This window comes from Hydrogenophaga sp. FW305-3-2-15-A-LB1, from assembly GCF_058787875.1.
Window position 1 is genome coordinate 1 of the sequence record NZ_JBYTAE010000024.1, and the last position, 13,778, is coordinate 13,778.

Annotated in this window: 15 protein-coding genes and 1 tRNA gene; 10 read left to right on the forward strand and 6 right to left on the reverse strand. The window is 68.1% G+C overall.

Going from position 1 to position 13,778, the window contains the following annotated elements:
• Positions 1 to 81 precede the first annotated feature (81 nt).
• Positions 82 to 1,050 carry a glycine betaine/L-proline ABC transporter substrate-binding protein ProX gene (gene proX / locus AC3WPZ_RS09380; protein WP_492439329.1) on the forward strand — a complete coding sequence of 323 codons (969 nt, stop codon included), beginning with the start codon at positions 82 to 84 and terminating at the stop codon, positions 1,048 to 1,050.
• Positions 1,051 to 1,100: 50 nt separating this feature from the next.
• Here the strand turns inward: proX and gltS are convergent, their stop codons facing one another.
• The gene (gene gltS, locus AC3WPZ_RS09385; protein ID WP_382325301.1) at positions 1,101 to 2,330 is read right to left on the reverse strand and encodes a sodium/glutamate symporter; all 1,230 of its coding nucleotides are present in this window, start codon (positions 2,328 to 2,330) and stop codon (positions 1,101 to 1,103) included.
• A 16-nt stretch (positions 2,331 to 2,346) separates the two neighbouring features.
• On the reverse strand, positions 2,347 to 3,744 hold the full coding sequence (fumC, locus tag AC3WPZ_RS09390; protein WP_382325303.1) for a class II fumarate hydratase: 1,398 nt from the start codon (positions 3,742 to 3,744) through the stop codon (positions 2,347 to 2,349).
• A gap of 151 nt (positions 3,745 to 3,895) precedes the next feature.
• Here fumC and AC3WPZ_RS09395 point away from each other — a divergent pair, with 151 nt between their 5' ends.
• Together AC3WPZ_RS09395 and murI are read left to right on the forward strand one after the other, a co-directional pair.
• The gene (locus AC3WPZ_RS09395) at positions 3,896 to 5,449 is read left to right on the forward strand and encodes a fumarate hydratase (protein WP_444686751.1); all 1,554 of its coding nucleotides are present in this window, start codon (positions 3,896 to 3,898) and stop codon (positions 5,447 to 5,449) included.
• On the forward strand, positions 5,446 to 6,246 hold the full coding sequence (gene murI, locus AC3WPZ_RS09400; RefSeq protein ID WP_444686752.1) for a glutamate racemase: 801 nt from the start codon (positions 5,446 to 5,448) through the stop codon (positions 6,244 to 6,246). The genes AC3WPZ_RS09395 and murI overlap by 4 nt, the downstream gene beginning before the upstream one ends.
• On the opposite strand, the gene AC3WPZ_RS09405 is transcribed toward murI, so the two are convergent.
• From AC3WPZ_RS09405 to AC3WPZ_RS09420, 4 genes are all read right to left on the reverse strand, one after another.
• A complete protein-coding gene (locus AC3WPZ_RS09405) occupies positions 6,243 to 7,541 on the reverse strand; it encodes an MFS transporter (protein WP_444686753.1) in 1,299 nt (432 codons plus the stop codon). The two genes, murI and AC3WPZ_RS09405, sit on opposite strands and share 4 nt — an antisense overlap.
• Positions 7,542 to 7,608: 67 nt before the next feature.
• Complete coding sequence (locus AC3WPZ_RS09410; RefSeq protein ID WP_382157245.1) at positions 7,609 to 8,229, reverse strand: DUF6806 family protein; 621 nt, start codon at positions 8,227 to 8,229, stop codon at positions 7,609 to 7,611.
• A gap of 42 nt (positions 8,230 to 8,271) precedes the next feature.
• Positions 8,272 to 8,356 (reverse strand) — tRNA-Leu (locus AC3WPZ_RS09415).
• A gap of 117 nt (positions 8,357 to 8,473) precedes the next feature.
• Positions 8,474 to 10,030: a methyl-accepting chemotaxis protein gene (locus AC3WPZ_RS09420; RefSeq protein WP_382325309.1), complete on the reverse strand. Its 1,557-nt coding sequence runs from the start codon at positions 10,028 to 10,030 to the stop codon at positions 8,474 to 8,476.
• Here AC3WPZ_RS09420 and AC3WPZ_RS09425 point away from each other — a divergent pair.
• The 7 genes from AC3WPZ_RS09425 to fliR all read left to right on the forward strand — a co-directional run bounded on the left by AC3WPZ_RS09425 (position 10,020) and on the right by fliR (position 13,777).
• Entirely contained in the window at positions 10,020 to 10,259 is a 240-nt protein-coding gene (locus tag AC3WPZ_RS09425) for a hypothetical protein (protein WP_382157231.1), read from the forward strand. The genes AC3WPZ_RS09420 and AC3WPZ_RS09425 overlap by 11 nt on opposite strands.
• Positions 10,260 to 10,337: 78 nt before the next feature.
• Positions 10,338 to 10,649, forward strand: a complete 312-nt coding sequence (gene fliE, locus AC3WPZ_RS09430; protein ID WP_444686755.1) for a flagellar hook-basal body complex protein FliE — start codon at positions 10,338 to 10,340, stop codon at positions 10,647 to 10,649.
• Between the two features lie 5 nt (positions 10,650 to 10,654).
• Positions 10,655 to 11,539, forward strand: coding sequence for a FliM/FliN family flagellar motor C-terminal domain-containing protein (locus AC3WPZ_RS09435; protein WP_444686756.1), 885 nt, complete (start codon positions 10,655 to 10,657; stop codon positions 11,537 to 11,539).
• A 6-nt stretch (positions 11,540 to 11,545) separates the two neighbouring features.
• Positions 11,546 to 11,932: a FliM/FliN family flagellar motor switch protein gene (locus AC3WPZ_RS09440; RefSeq protein WP_382325314.1), complete on the forward strand. Its 387-nt coding sequence runs from the start codon at positions 11,546 to 11,548 to the stop codon at positions 11,930 to 11,932.
• Positions 11,929 to 12,711: a flagellar type III secretion system pore protein FliP gene (gene fliP, locus AC3WPZ_RS09445; RefSeq protein ID WP_382325316.1), complete on the forward strand. Its 783-nt coding sequence runs from the start codon at positions 11,929 to 11,931 to the stop codon at positions 12,709 to 12,711. The genes AC3WPZ_RS09440 and fliP overlap by 4 nt, the downstream gene beginning before the upstream one ends.
• 12 nt (positions 12,712 to 12,723) lie before the next feature.
• The gene (gene fliQ / locus AC3WPZ_RS09450) at positions 12,724 to 12,993 is read left to right on the forward strand and encodes a flagellar biosynthesis protein FliQ (protein ID WP_382325318.1); all 270 of its coding nucleotides are present in this window, start codon (positions 12,724 to 12,726) and stop codon (positions 12,991 to 12,993) included.
• Positions 12,994 to 13,003: 10 nt separating this feature from the next.
• Complete coding sequence (gene fliR / locus AC3WPZ_RS09455) at positions 13,004 to 13,777, forward strand: flagellar biosynthetic protein FliR (RefSeq protein WP_444686757.1); 774 nt, start codon at positions 13,004 to 13,006, stop codon at positions 13,775 to 13,777.
• Position 13,778 lies beyond the last annotated feature (1 nt).

The window sequence follows — 13,778 nt, forward strand, 5'->3', positions numbered from 1 at the left end:
CTCCCACCCACCATCGAAAGGAAACCGATGACCTTCCCCACGCCCACCCCTCTGTGGCGCACCCTGCTCGGCGGCGGCCTCATGGCCCTCGCCCTCACGGGCCCGGCCCAGGCGCAGAACCTGCCCGGCAAAGGCATTGCCGTGCAGCCGCTGCAAAGCTCCATCGCCGAAGAGACCTTCCAGACCCTGCTGGTGTCGCGAGCGCTGGCCAAACTGGGTTACGACGTGAAGCCGATCAAGGAAGTGGAGTACCCGACCGCCCACGTGGCCATCGCCAACGGCGACGCCACCTTCATGGCCGACCACTGGGATCCGCTGCACGCGGACTTCTACAAGAACGCCGGCGGCGACGCCAAGCTCTACCGCCAGGGCGCCTACTCGCCCGGCGCGGCCCAGGGCTACCTGATCGACCGCAAGACCGCCGAGGCTCACAAGATCACGCGCGTGGACCAGCTCAAGGACCCGGCGATCGCCAAGCTGTTCGACCACAACGGCGACGGCAAGGCCGACCTGACCGGCTGCAACCCCGGCTGGGGCTGCGAGGCGGTGATCGAACACCACCTCGACGCCTACAAGCTGCGCGACACGGTGACGCACCAGCAGGGCAGCTACGCCGCGCTGATCGCCGACACCATCACGCGCCTCAAGCAGGGCCAGCCGGTGCTGTACTACACCTGGACGCCCTACTGGGTCAGCGGCGTGCTGCGCCCCGGCCAGGAAGTGGTGTGGCTGCAGGTGCCGTTCTCCTCACTGCCGGGGGAGCAAAGCAAGCTCGACACCCAGCTGCCCAACGGCCAGAACTACGGCTTCGTGCTCAACACGCAGCGCATCGTGGCCAACCGGCAGTTCACCGAGCAGAACCCGGCGGCCGCGCGGCTGTTCGAGGTGATGGCGCTGCCGGTGGCCGACATCAACGCCCAGAACCTGCGCATGCGCGAAGGCCAGAACAAGCCGCAGGACGTGGAGCGCCACACCGACGCCTGGATCAAGGCCCACCAGAAGACCTTTGACGGCTGGATCTCGCAGGCCCTGTCGGCTGCGAAACGCTAAGGCGCCGACACCCCCTGAAAAAGCCCGGCCTGCCGGGCTTTTTCATGCGCTCAACGCGCGAGCAAGCCGATCACCAGCGCGTTGGCGAGGTCGATGAAGAACCCGCACACCAGCGGCACCACGATGAAGGCCCGGGGCGCCGCGCCGTAGGCCCGCACCACCGCGCTCATGTTGGCGATGGCGGTGGCGGTCGAGCCCAGCGCGATGCCGCCGAAGCCCGAGCAGATGACGGCCGCTTCGTAGTCGCGCCCCATGAAGCGGAACACGACGAAAGCCGTGAACGCCACCGCGAGCAGCACCTGCAGCGTCATGGTCACGGCCATGAAGCCCAGCACCGGTTCCAGCTCCCACAGGCGCAGGCCCATGAGCGCCATGGTGAGGAACAGGCCGAGGCTCAGGTCGGAGATCAGCGCCACCCCCAGCCGCATGCTCGGCCAGTTCCACAGACGACCGCCTTCGGGGGCCAGCCACTGCCCGGCGCTGCGCAGGCCGATGCCCGCCATCAGGCAGCCCACGAAGGCCGGCAGGTGCAGCCCGGTGAGCGCGACCAGCTCGTTGACGCCCTGCCCCAGCATCAGGGCCAGGTTGAGCCAGAGCAAGGCCATCAGCACGCCGTGGTAGTCGAGCCGCAGGTGGGCTTCGTCCTGGTAGCGCGTGCCGACCTCCACGTCGGCCGCGCCCGAGGGCACGATGCGGTGGCGGCGCATCAACCACGCCGCCAGCGGCCCGCCCACCAGGCAGGCCGCGATCATGCCCACCATGTTGGCCGCCAGGCCCAGCTCGCCCGCGTTGGCGATGCCCAGGCGGTCGACGAAGTGCGGCGTCCAGGCCAGCGTGGTGCCGACCCCACCGGTGAGCGAGATCGAGCCGGCCATGAGGCCCGCGCGCGCGTCCATGCCGAACGCGCTGGCCGCCGCCATGCCGACCCCGTTCTGCAACAGCATGAAGCCGATGGCCAGCACCAGCAGCACCACCAGCGAGCGCCCGCCCTGGCGCAGCGTGCGCACGTCCGTGCCCAGGCCGATGGCGGCGAAGAAGTACAGCAGCAGCATGTCCCGCGCGCCGAGCTCGAACACCACCCGCACATCCAGCGTGTAGTACAGGGTGCAGACGACCAGCGCGCACACCACCCCACCCACCACGGCCTCCGGGATGTTGTAGCGCTGCAGCCAGGCGTGGCGCTGAGTGAGCCACTTGCCGACGAAGAGCAGCAGGATGGCGAGCGTGAAGCTGGCGAAAGGATCGACGAGGAAGCTGGTGCGCCAGGGGAACGGGATCATGGCGCCATGGTAGCGGTCAACGCCCCGTCATCTTCTCCGGCACCACCCACTGGTCGAACTGCTCGGCCGTCACGTGGCCCAGCGCCAGCGCGGCCTCGCGCAGCGTGGTGCCCTCCTTGTGCGCCTTCTTGGCGATCTGCGCGGCCTTGTCGTAGCCGATGTGCGTGTTCAGCGCGGTCACGAGCATGAGCGAGCGGTCCACCAGCTCGGTGATGCGGGCTCGGTTGGGCTCGATGCCCACGGCGCAGTGGTCGTTGAAGCTCTTCATGCCGTCGGCCAGCAGGCGCACGCTCTGCAGAAAGTTGTGCGCCACCATGGGGCGGAACACGTTGAGCTCGAAGTTGCCCGAGGCGCCGCCGAAGTTGATCGCCACGTCGTTGCCGAACACCTGTGCCGCCAGCATGGTCACGGCCTCGCTCTGGGTCGGGTTGACCTTGCCGGGCATGATGGACGAGCCGGGCTCGTTCTCGGGGATGCTGAGTTCGCCGATGCCGCTGCGCGGACCGCTGGCGAGCCAGCGCACGTCGTTGGCGATCTTCATGAGGCTGGCCGCGAGCGTCTTGAGCGCGCCGTGCGCGTGCACCAGGGCGTCGACGCTGGCCATGGCCTCGAACTTGTTGGGCGCGGTGACAAAGGGCAAGCCGGTGAGCCGGGCCAGCTCGGCCGCCACCTGCTCGGCATAGCCCTTGGGCGCGTTCAGGCCGGTGCCCACCGCCGTGCCGCCCAGCGCCAGTTCGCACAGGTGCGGCAGGGCCGCCCGCACATGCGCCTCGCCGTGCGCGAGCTGCGCCACCCAGCCCGAGAACTCCTGCCCCAGCGTGAGCGGCGTGGCGTCCTGCAGGTGGGTGCGGCCGATCTTGACGATGCCGTCGAAGTCGCGCGCCTTCTTCTCCAGCGTGCCGCGCAGCAGCGCCAGCGCCGGCAGCAGGCGGTGCGTGAGGGCTTCCACCGCCGCCACGTGCATGGCGGTCGGGAACACATCGTTGCTCGACTGGCTGCGGTTCACATCGTCGTTGGGGTGCACCAGGCGCCCTTCGCCGCGCTCGCCGCCCAGCAGCTCGCTGGCGCGGTTGGCCAGCACCTCGTTCACGTTCATGTTGGTCTGCGTGCCCGAGCCGGTCTGCCAGACCACCAGCGGGAACTCCACCTCGTGGCCGCCGGCGATCACCTCGTCGGCCGCTTTCGCGATGGCCTGGGTCTTTTTCTCGTCCTGCAGGCCCAGCGCGTGGTTGACCACGGCCGAGGCGCGCTTGACCTGCGCCAGGGCGCGGATCATCTCGCGCGGCTGGCGCTCGCCCGAGATGTCGAAGTTCTGCAGCGAGCGCTGCGTCTGGGCGCCCCAGAGGCGGTCGGCCGGGACGTCGATGGGACCGAAGGTGTCGCGTTCGGAGCGGGTGGCCGGGCGGGTGTTCATGGTGTGGCGTGACCTGTCAAAATAGAGGGCTGGAAAAGCCAAGCCCCAAGGCCCTCCAGCATAGCTCCAAATAAAAGCAATTCTCATCTGATGGCCACTTGACGCCTTGCCCCGGCCGCCGACGCGATTTGCCCCCTACGCCCACGACACCATGACGACCACCATCCGCCAGGCCGACCTCATCGAATCCATCGCGGCCGCGCTGCAGTACATCAGCTACTACCACCCGGCCGACTACATCGCCCACCTGGCCCGCGCCTACCAGCGCGAGCAGAGCGCCGCCGCGAAGGACGCGATCGCGCAGATCCTCACCAACAGCAAGATGAGCGCCACCGGCCAGCGCCCGATCTGCCAGGACACCGGCATCGTCAACGTGTTCCTCAAGGTCGGCATGAACGTGCGCTGGGAAGGCTTCACCGGCGGCCTGGAAGACGCCATCAACGAAGGCGTGCGCCGCGGCTACAACCACCCCGACAACACGCTGCGCGCCTCCGTCGTGGCCGACCCGCAGTTCGCCCGCAAGAACACCAAGGACAACACGCCCGCCGTGATCTTCACCGAGCTGGTGCCCGGCGACACCGTGGAAGTGACCGTGGCCGCCAAGGGCGGCGGCAGCGAGAACAAGAGCAAGATGATCATGCTCAACCCCGGCGACTCGGTGGTCGACTGGGTGCTCAAGACCGTGCCCACCATGGGCGCCGGCTGGTGCCCGCCGGGCATGCTGGGCATCGGCATCGGCGGCACGGCCGAGAAGGCGGTGCTGATGGCCAAGGAAAGCCTGATGGACGACATCGACATGTACGAGCTGCAGGCCAAGTCGGCCAAGGGCGAGAAGCTCGACCAGGTCGAGGAACTGCGCCTGGAGCTGTACGAGAAGGTCAACGCCCTGGGCATCGGCGCGCAAGGCCTGGGCGGCCTGACCACCGTGCTCGACGTCAAGATCAAGATGTACCCCACGCACGCGGCCAGCAAGCCCGTGGCCATGATCCCCAACTGCGCGGCCACGCGCCACGCGCACTTCGTGATGGACGGCAGCGGCCCGGTCTACCTGGACGCGCCGAGCCTGGACCTCTGGCCCAACGTGAACTGGGTGCCCGACACGCAGAAGAGCAAGCGCGTCGACCTCAACACGCTGACCAAGGAAGAAGTCGCCAGCTGGAAGCCCGGCGACACCCTGCTGCTCAACGGCAAGATGCTCACGGGCCGCGACGCGGCGCACAAGCGCATCAAGGACATGCTGGCCAAGGGCGAGAAACTGCCGGTGGACTTCACCAACCGCGTGATCTATTACGTCGGCCCGGTCGACCCGGTGCGCGACGAGGCCGTGGGCCCGGCCGGCCCCACCACCGCCACCCGCATGGACGGCTTCACCGAAATGATGCTGGCCGAGACCGGACTGATCGCGATGATCGGCAAGTCCGAGCGCGGCCCGGTCGCCATCGAGGCCATCAAGAAGCACAAGAGCGCCTACCTCATGGCCGTGGGCGGTGCGGCCTACCTGGTCTCCAAGGCCATCAAGACCGCGAAGGTGCTGGGTTTCGCCGACCTGGGCATGGAGGCCATCTACGAATTCGACGTGGTCGACATGCCCGTGACCGTGGCCGTGGACGCGGGCGGCACCAGCGCGCACATCACCGGCCCGGCCGAGTGGCAGAAGCGCATCGCCACCGGCGAGTTCAAGGGCATCGAGGTCGCCGCCGCTTGAAAACCGTCGGGGTGTTCGACAGCGGGGTCGGCGGCCTGAGCGTGCTGCGCGCCCTGCTCGCCGAGCTGCCGGGCACGCGCTTCGTCTACGCCGCCGACAGCGCGCACGCGCCCTACGGCGAGCGCACGGCGCAGGACGTGTCGGCGCGCACGCACCGCATCACCGCCCAGCTGCGCGAGCAGCACGGCATCGACGCCCTGGTGGTCGCCTGCAACACCGCCACGGCCCACGCCATCGACGACCTGCGCAAGGCCTACCCTGACATGCCCATCGTGGGCGTGGAACCTGCCCTCAAGCCCGCCGCCGCCCTGAGCCGCAGCGGCGGCATCGGCGTGCTGGCCACGCGCGGCACGCTCGAGAGCGCGCGTTTCGCCCAGCTGCGCGACCGGCTGATCGCCGCCGCGCCCCGTCCCCTGCGGTTCATCAGTCAGCCCTGCGATGGCCTGGCGGCGGCCATCGAGCGACACGAGCTGCCCACCATCGAGGCCTTGAGCACGCGCTATGTGCAAGAACTGCTGCAAGGCCCCCAAGGCGACCACCCCATCGACACCCTGGTGCTCGGTTGCACGCACTACCCGTTCGCGGCCGAGCTGCTGGGCCGCCTGTGCGGCCCCGATGTGACGCTGGTGGACACGGGCGCCCCCGTCGCGCGCCGCACCCGCGATGTGCTGGGCCTGCCCCTGCTCCCGGACGCGCCCACCGTGCCGCCCTTGCTGCTGTCCAGCGGCAACCCCTCGGCCCTGGCCCAGGCCGCCCAGCGCTGGCTGGGCCTGGCGGTCGAAGCGCGAAGCCTCTAGGCCTGCAGCGCGGCAGCGCGCCCGCGCTGCATGTTCACCGGCACCAGCAAGGCCAGGCCGATCACGAACAGCACCGCCGTGAAGCCGATGGCCAGGCGCTGGTTGCCCCCGGTCATCCAGGTGATGGCGCCATAGCTCAGCGGGCCGATGATGCTGGCCACCCGCGTGGCGAAGGTCCACAGGCCGAAGAACTCGGCCAGTTGCGCCGGTGGCGCCAGCATGCCGGCCATGGCACGGCCCGAAGACTGGCTCGCGCCCATGCACACGCCCGAGATGGCCGCGGCGTACCAGAAGCCGCCCTTGGTGGTGGTGAGCGCCGCGATGATGCAGGTCGCCACCCAGCCCACCAGCGTGATGCCCAGCGCCAGCTTGTGGCCCAGGCGGTCCTGCCAGTAGCCGAAGGCCAGAGCCCCGAGCGCGGCCGCGATGTTGAGCACGAAGATCAGCACCATGGTCTCCTGCTGCACGAAGCCGATCACCTGCTCCGCGTAGATCGCCGCCAGGGTGATGGCCACCGCCACGCCGCCCTGGTAGGCCGCCACGCAGGCCAGCAGCCACATGAAATCGCGGTAACGGCGCGCCTGCTGGAAGGTGCGGTGCAGCTGGCGCAGCGATTCGCGCCACCCCGCCGCGCCGGCGGGCCCGGTCTGGGGCTGGGCGCGCTCGCGCAGGAATCCGAGCGTGAACAGCGCCGCCACGGCGAACACCGCCGCCGTGATCCCCATCGTCACCGGCACGAACTGCTCGGCTTTCTGGCCCTGCGCCTGGGCCCAGAGCACATAGCCCAGGCTCAGCCCCAGCGCCAGCATGCCGCCCACGTAGCCCAGGCTCCAGCCCCAGCCGCTCACCCGCCCCATGGCCTCGGGTTTCGCCAGCTCGGGCAGGAACGCGGCAATGAGCGACTCGCCCCAGGCAAAGAACACGTTGGACACGACGATGAGCACCATGCCCAGCACCACCGCTCCCGGCCCCACCAGGCCCAGCGCGGCCGTGGCCAGCACACAGCCCAGCGTGGTCATCATGAGCAGCCGCTTCTTGGCCGCGTGGCGGTCCGCCCACGCGCCCATGGCGGGGATGGTGAACATCACGATCAGGTGCGAAATGCTGAGCGCCAGCGTCCAGGCGAAGGTCGCCCATTCGGCGCCACCGGCCACCGCCCCCACGAAATAGGCCGCGAACACCGCGGTGATCACCACCGTGGTGTAGCCGGAGTTCGCGAAGTCGAACATCGCCCAGCCGAACACCTCGCGCTTGCGCACGCCGGGATTCAGGGCATCGGTGGAGAAAAAGGCCATGGGGACTCCAGAGGGCGAGGCCAGGTGCTCGCGCTCTGAAGTCTATTACGCGGCCGTGACCGGGCCGTCAGTGCAGGTGGCGCGGCTTGCGCGGGCCACCGTGCGAGGGGCCGCCATGGCCGCGCGGCGGTTTGCCCAGCTGCATCGAATTCACCAGCGACTCGAAGCGCTGGTTGAAGAGCTTGTCGATCGCGCCCACGACGTCGCCCAGTTCGGCCTGGTCGAAGTGGCGCTCCATGACGTGCAGCACGTCCTGCACCAGCAGGTCGCGTTGCACCTGCATGATGGCGGCCGGCGTGGGGCCCACGAAGCACATCAGGAAGTCGTCGCGCGCTTCCTCGTCGGGCGCACCCTCTTCTTCGTCGTACTCGGCGTCGTAGAACGACACTTCCAGCGGTGCCCCGGCCGACGCGATGTCGTTCAGGCCCATGCAGGCCTCCTCGATCACCTGGCGGAAATCCTCGTCGCCCGGCACCGTCCAGCAGATCTGCAGCACATGGGCCTCGGCGTCGAAACGGATGCCCGGCTCGTCTTCGTAGCTGCTCTCGGCCGCCGCCGCCAGCGAGCGGGCGCCCGCGTACTGCCACAAGGGTTTGAGCGCATCCTGGATCTGGCCGTAGGCCACATCCTCGCGCAACGGCACGTCGCCGTGCACGTGGATCTCGAAGGGCGCGTTGTATCGGGTCATGGAAAACTCACTGTAGCGGCGAAACCGCAAAAAACCTAGAGGTGGTGCCTCGAAGCGGACTCGAACCGCTAAGTCTCGCGACGGGGGATTTTAAGTCCCCTGTGTTTACCAATTTCACCATCGAGGCCCAATGGCCAATTGTGGCAGGTTGAAAAACGCCGGCCCCGCCAACGCGGGGTTGGCGGGGCCGGCGCTCCCGCGAGGATTTCTTAAAAGTCGTTATCCATCAACCACTTAGCGGGCCTCAGACCTTGAACACCGCGACGATCTCCGCCAGCCGGCTGGCCTGGCTCTTGAGGCTGTCGGCCGCGGCGGCGCTTTCTTCCACCAGGGCGGCGTTCTGCTGCGTGACCTGATCGAGCTGGTTCACCGCGTCGCTGACCTGGCTGATGCCCTGCGACTGCTCCACGCCGGCCGCGCTGATCTCGGTGATCATGTCCGTCACGCGCTTGACCTGCGAGACGATGTTCTCCATGTTGCGGCCCGCGTCGTCGGCCAGCCGCGAGCCGGCTTCCACCTTCTCCACGCTCTCGTTGATCAGGAGCTTGATTTCCTTGGCCGCGCCCGCGCTGCGCTGCGCCAGGTTGCGCACCTCGCCAGCCACCACCGCGAAACCCCGGCCCTGCTCACCGGCGCGCGCCGCTTCCACCGCGGCGTTCAGCGCCAGGATGTTGGTCTGGAACGCGATGCCGTCGATCACGCCGATGATGTCGGCGATCTTCCTGGAACTCTCGGTGATGTCCTGCATGGTGCCCACCACCTGCCCCACCACGTCGCCGCCCTGCACGGCCGCCTCGCTGGCGGTCGTGGCCAGCTGGTTGGCCTGGCGCGCGGTCTCCGAGTTCTGGCGCACCGTGGAGGTGAGTTCTTCCATCGAGGCTGCGGTCTGTTCGAGGTTGCTCGCCTGTTCTTCGGTGCGCTGGCTCAGGTCGTTGTTGCCGATCGCGATCTGCGAGCTGCCGGTGGCGATCGACTCGGAGCTGGAGCGCACGTTGCTCACGATGTTGAGCAGGCTGGTGTTCATGGCCTTGAGCGCGTTCAGCAGTTGCCCGGTTTCGTCGGTGCTGGTGACTTCGATGCGCGAGGTCAGGTCGCCGGCGGCCACGGTCTCGGCCACGCGGACGGCCTCGTTCAGCGGCCGCGTGATGGAGCGGCTGATCACCAGGCCCAGCACCATGCCGATGCCCACGGCGGCGGCGATGAGGGCCAGCATCATCGTCAGGCTCGTTGCGTAAAGCTGGTCCGTCAGGTCGTTGGCCTTGCTGGCCGCGCCTTCCTTCATGCGGGAGAGTTCGGTGAACAGGTTGTCCACCTTGGTGGACTCGATGCGGGCGTCGTCCAGCGCCTTGGTCAACGCCTCGCTGCGGGTGGACAGCAGGGCGTCCTGCGCGGCCAGGCTGAGCGCGGTGTTCAGGTGCTGGCGGTAGGCGGCCAGCGAGGCTTCGGCCTCGGCAAACATGTCCTTGGCCTTGGGCGAATAGAACAGGGGCGCGGCCTTGTCCAGCAACTCGTCGGCGGCGGTCAGGCTCTTTTCCAGGGTCGCCTTGTGGGCCGCGCGCTCTTCCTCGGTGGTGGCCAGCATGAAGTTGGAGCGGGCGCGCCCGGCATAGATCAGGTTGATGTTGGCTTCCTTGATGTGGGAGAGGCCCATCAGCTCAAGGGTGTACATCTTGGTGGCCTCGTCGTTGATCTTCGACATGTTGAGGATGCCGATGCCGCCCACCAGGGCGCAGATGGTGCAGATGACGAGAAAGGCGGCGATCAGGCGAGGGCCGACCTTCAAAGACTGGATGAAATTCACGTTTTTCTCGGGGTTGATGGCCAGAGTCGGCCGGTGGATGCAGCGCCGTCAGCGCCGATATTCAGAAGTTGATCCGCCAACTATCGGCGCCGCTTCGGGCGTCTTGAGGAAAGAAAGCGCCTTCATCCGCCGTGCGGTCGCGGTGCATACCTTTCGCCTCATTCCCCGCGGAAAACGCGCCGTCGCTGGCGCCGCAGGAGGCTTCAACGCCGGGTTTTCAGCCTGTTGACCTGGGTCGGCCGCGCCCTCGCCCCTCGATACTTTCTTCACCCCAAGCCCTTACGCCACCGCGCCCATGAACAGCTCCATGCTTTTGAACATCCAGAGCAGCCTTGCGCAGATCAAGGCCAGTGAGTCGCACATCGCCGAGGCGTTGCCGCTCGGCGGGGGCCAGGGCGCCCGCTCGTTCACCGACCACATCGGCGGCCTGATCCGCTCGGTGGACGACAAGGGCCACGAGGCCCAGGCCATGGTGAGCGCGGTCGAGACGGGCCAGAGCGACAACCTGGTGGGCGCCATGCTCAAGAGCCAGGAAGCCTCGCTCAACTTTCAAATGATGATGCAGGTGCGCAACAAGGTCGTTTCGGGCCTGGACGACCTCATCAAGCTGCCGATCTGAGCCGCATGCCCGCGACCACGAAGATCATCGGGCCCGCCCGCGGGGCGCTCATGACGGTGATCGACACCTGCGAGCTGGGCCGCCCCGTTCACGTGCTCGACCGTTTTTGCCAGGTCCTCCACGCCGACCTGGCGGCCGCCGTGGAAAGCCTCTTCGCCACCCGCACCGCACCGGGCTTCCAGCTGGGGCGCATCGAGCATTCGCGCCGGGTCCATCCGCACAGGCCCCTGCGCTGGTTCCTGTTCGACACGGCCGCCGGCCGCCTGGGTTTCTCCATCGATCGCCAGGCCGCGCTCGCGCTGCTGGCCCGCCGCCTGGGCATGAGCAACTGGAGCCAGCTGGATCAGGAAATGCTGCAGCGCTCGGAGACCGCCACCGAACAGCGGCTCGCCGCGCAGGTGGGCAAGCGCCTCGTGCAGTGCCTCTCGGCGCGCCTGCTCAGCGGCTTGCAGGAGCGCGCCGCCACGGACACCGCACCGGCCGTGCTCGACACCGAGCGCCATGGCTTCGGCGGCCCCACCGATGCCCAGGCCCTGTTCCTGGGCTGCGACCTGCTCGACGCGCAGGGCCGCCCCATGGGCCGGCTGAACTGGGTGCTGGAAGACAGCGCCCTGGACGCCCTGCTGCGCGCCCTGGCGCCACCCCGGCGCAAGCCCGCGAAAAAACCCATCGACCCGACCACCCTGCGCCGGCAGCTGCCCATGCTGCTCGACGTGCGGTTGCTGGAGAAGCCGCTGTCGCTGGGCGACGTAATGGCGCTGCGGCCTGGCAGCGTGCTGCCGGTCGACCTCGGCCTGGCCACCGTGCGCATCCAGGACAGCCCGGTGCTCAAGGCCAGCGTGGTCGAGCACGGCGGCAAGCTCTGTCTAACCTCCCTCCAAGAAGTCTGAACCGCCATGGAAAACCTCACCGCGCCCCTCCCAGCCGACGCCGCCGGCGGCATCGACGAACTGCTGTCCTACATGGACGGCCCGGCCGAGAAACCCGCGGCGGAACCGGTGGCTTTCGAGGCCCCGGCGCCCCGGCTGGGCATGGGCAGCCTCATGCGCAAGATCCCGGTCACGCTCACGCTGGAGCTGGGTTCGACCCGGGTGTCGCTGGAAGACCTGGCGCACCTGAGCACCGACAGCGTGGTCGAACTCGATGCGCTGGCTGGCGAGCCGCTGACCATCAAGGTCAATGGCGTGTCCATCGGCAAGGCCGTGGTGGTGATCTCCGGCGAAAACTACGGCCTGAAAGTGGTCGAGATCTCCGACCTGAACCTGGACAGCCTGGCCGCATGACGCCACGCGCCCTTCGACCCGGCGCCCTGCTCCTGGGCGCCGTCACGCTGGCCGCGCTCACGGGGCTGGCGCCCACCGATGCGCTGGCGCAGGCGGGGAGTCAAGGGCTGCAGATCTTCAGCAGCAACACCAGCGGCGGCACCACCGACTACACGGTTCGCACGCAGATCCTGATCATCATGACGCTGCTGGGTCTGCTCCCGGCCATGATGCTCATGATGACCAGCTTCACCCGCTTCGTCATCGTGCTCTCGCTGCTGCGCCAGGCGCTGGGCCTGCAGCAGGGCCTGCCCAACCGCATCATCACCGGCATCGCGCTCATCCTCACCCTGCTGGTGATGCGGCCGGTGGGCGAGCGCATCTGGACCGATGCCCTGCAGCCCTACGACGAGGGCAGGATCACCCTGGCCCAGGCGCTGAAGAACGCCGAGGCGCCGCTCTCGCGCTTCATGCTCGCGCAGACCAGCAAGCCCGCGCTCGAACAGATCGCCACCCTGGCCGGCGCGCCGGCCGTCACCGACCCCGCGCTGCACCCCTTCACCGTCAAGCTCGCCGCCTTCGTGCTCAGCGAGCTCAAGACGGCTTTCATGATCGGCTGCATGCTGTTCATCCCCTTCCTGGTCATCGACCTGGTGGTCTCGTCCGTGCTGATGGCCATGGGCATGATGATGCTGTCCCCGCTGGTGATCTCCCTGCCGCTCAAGCTGCTGCTGTTCGTGCTGGTGGACGGCTGGACGCTGACGGTCAACACGCTGGTGACCAGCGTGCGCGCCATCTGAAGGGACTTCGTCGTGACCCCCGAAATCGCCGTCGAACTGGTCGCCGAGTGCCTGAAGCTGGTGGTGGTGCTGGTCACGCTGCTCATCGGCCCCAGCCTGGTCGTGGGCGTGGTGGTGAGCCTGTTCCAGGCCGCCACGCAGATCAACGAGCAGACGCTGAGCTTCCTGCCCCGCCTGATCGTGACGCTGCTGGCCATCATCTTCATGGGGCAGTGGCTGGCGGGCAAGCTCATGGACTACTGCATCGCCATCTTCGAACGCGCCGCGCAGCTGGCGATCTGACGTGAGCCCCATGGAGCCGGTCTTCGGTCAACTGCTGGCCACGCTGCTGGCGATGTGGTGGCCTTTCGTGCGGCTGCTGGCCATGCTGTCCTTCATGCCGGTGGTGGGCGAGAACATGGTGCCGATCACCGTGCGCGTGCTGCTGGCGCTGGCGCTGGCCGTGGTGCTGCTGCCGGTGGCGCAGCCCCCAGTGCCGATCACCCCCTTCTCCCTGCTCGGCATCGTCACCACCATCGAGCAGGTGGTGATCGGCCTGATCATCGGCCTGTGTTTCCAGCTCATCATGGCGGTCTTCACCCTGCTGGGCTTCATGGCCTCGTCGCAGATGGGCCTGTCCATGGCGGTCATGAACGACCCCATGAGCGGCGTGTCCTCCGACGTGGTCTCCACCCTGCTCTACGTCATGAGCATCCTGGTGTTCTTCGCCGTCGAAGGCCACCTGGTCTTCAATGGCGTGATGGGGTCGAGCTTCAAGTCCTGGCCGGTGGGCGGCGGCATCCCGCAGGTGGCGCTGGAGATGCTGCCGCTGCAGGTGGCCTGGGTCTTCTCGGCCGCCCTGCTGCTGGCCCTGCCGGTGATCTTCTCGGCGCTGGTGGTGCAGATCGGCTTCGGCCTGCTCAACCGCATCGCGCCGGCCTTCAACCTGTTCTCGCTCGGTTTCTCGCTGATCATCGTGTTCGGCCTGTTCATGCTCTCCGGCCTGGTGCGCTACATCCCCGAGCAGTACGTTCGCCTGACCTCGCGCGTGCTGGGCATGCTCGAACAGATGATGGTGGCGAGGTAAG

Bases quoted from the DNA above. Each gene is read 5' to 3' on its own strand.
- proX (WP_492439329.1), top strand. From the start codon at position 82: ATGGCCCTCGCCCTCACGGGCCCGGCCCAGGCGCAGAACCTGCCCGGC.
- gltS (WP_382325301.1), bottom strand. From the start codon at position 2,330: ATGATCCCGTTCCCCTGGCGCACCAGCTTCCTCGTCGATCCTTTCGCC.
- fumC (WP_382325303.1), bottom strand. From the start codon at position 3,744: ATGAACACCCGCCCGGCCACCCGCTCCGAACGCGACACCTTCGGTCCC.
- AC3WPZ_RS09395 (WP_444686751.1), top strand. From the start codon at position 3,896: ATGACGACCACCATCCGCCAGGCCGACCTCATCGAATCCATCGCGGCC.
- AC3WPZ_RS09405 (WP_444686753.1), bottom strand. From the start codon at position 7,541: ATGGCCTTTTTCTCCACCGATGCCCTGAATCCCGGCGTGCGCAAGCGC.
- AC3WPZ_RS09410 (WP_382157245.1), bottom strand. From the start codon at position 8,229: ATGACCCGATACAACGCGCCCTTCGAGATCCACGTGCACGGCGACGTG.
- AC3WPZ_RS09425 (WP_382157231.1), top strand. From the start codon at position 10,020: ATGAAATTCACGTTTTTCTCGGGGTTGATGGCCAGAGTCGGCCGGTGG.
- fliE (WP_444686755.1), top strand. From the start codon at position 10,338: ATGCTTTTGAACATCCAGAGCAGCCTTGCGCAGATCAAGGCCAGTGAG.
- AC3WPZ_RS09435 (WP_444686756.1), top strand. From the start codon at position 10,655: ATGCCCGCGACCACGAAGATCATCGGGCCCGCCCGCGGGGCGCTCATG.
- AC3WPZ_RS09440 (WP_382325314.1), top strand. From the start codon at position 11,546: ATGGAAAACCTCACCGCGCCCCTCCCAGCCGACGCCGCCGGCGGCATC.
- fliP (WP_382325316.1), top strand. From the start codon at position 11,929: ATGACGCCACGCGCCCTTCGACCCGGCGCCCTGCTCCTGGGCGCCGTC.
- fliR (WP_444686757.1), top strand. From the start codon at position 13,004: ATGGAGCCGGTCTTCGGTCAACTGCTGGCCACGCTGCTGGCGATGTGG.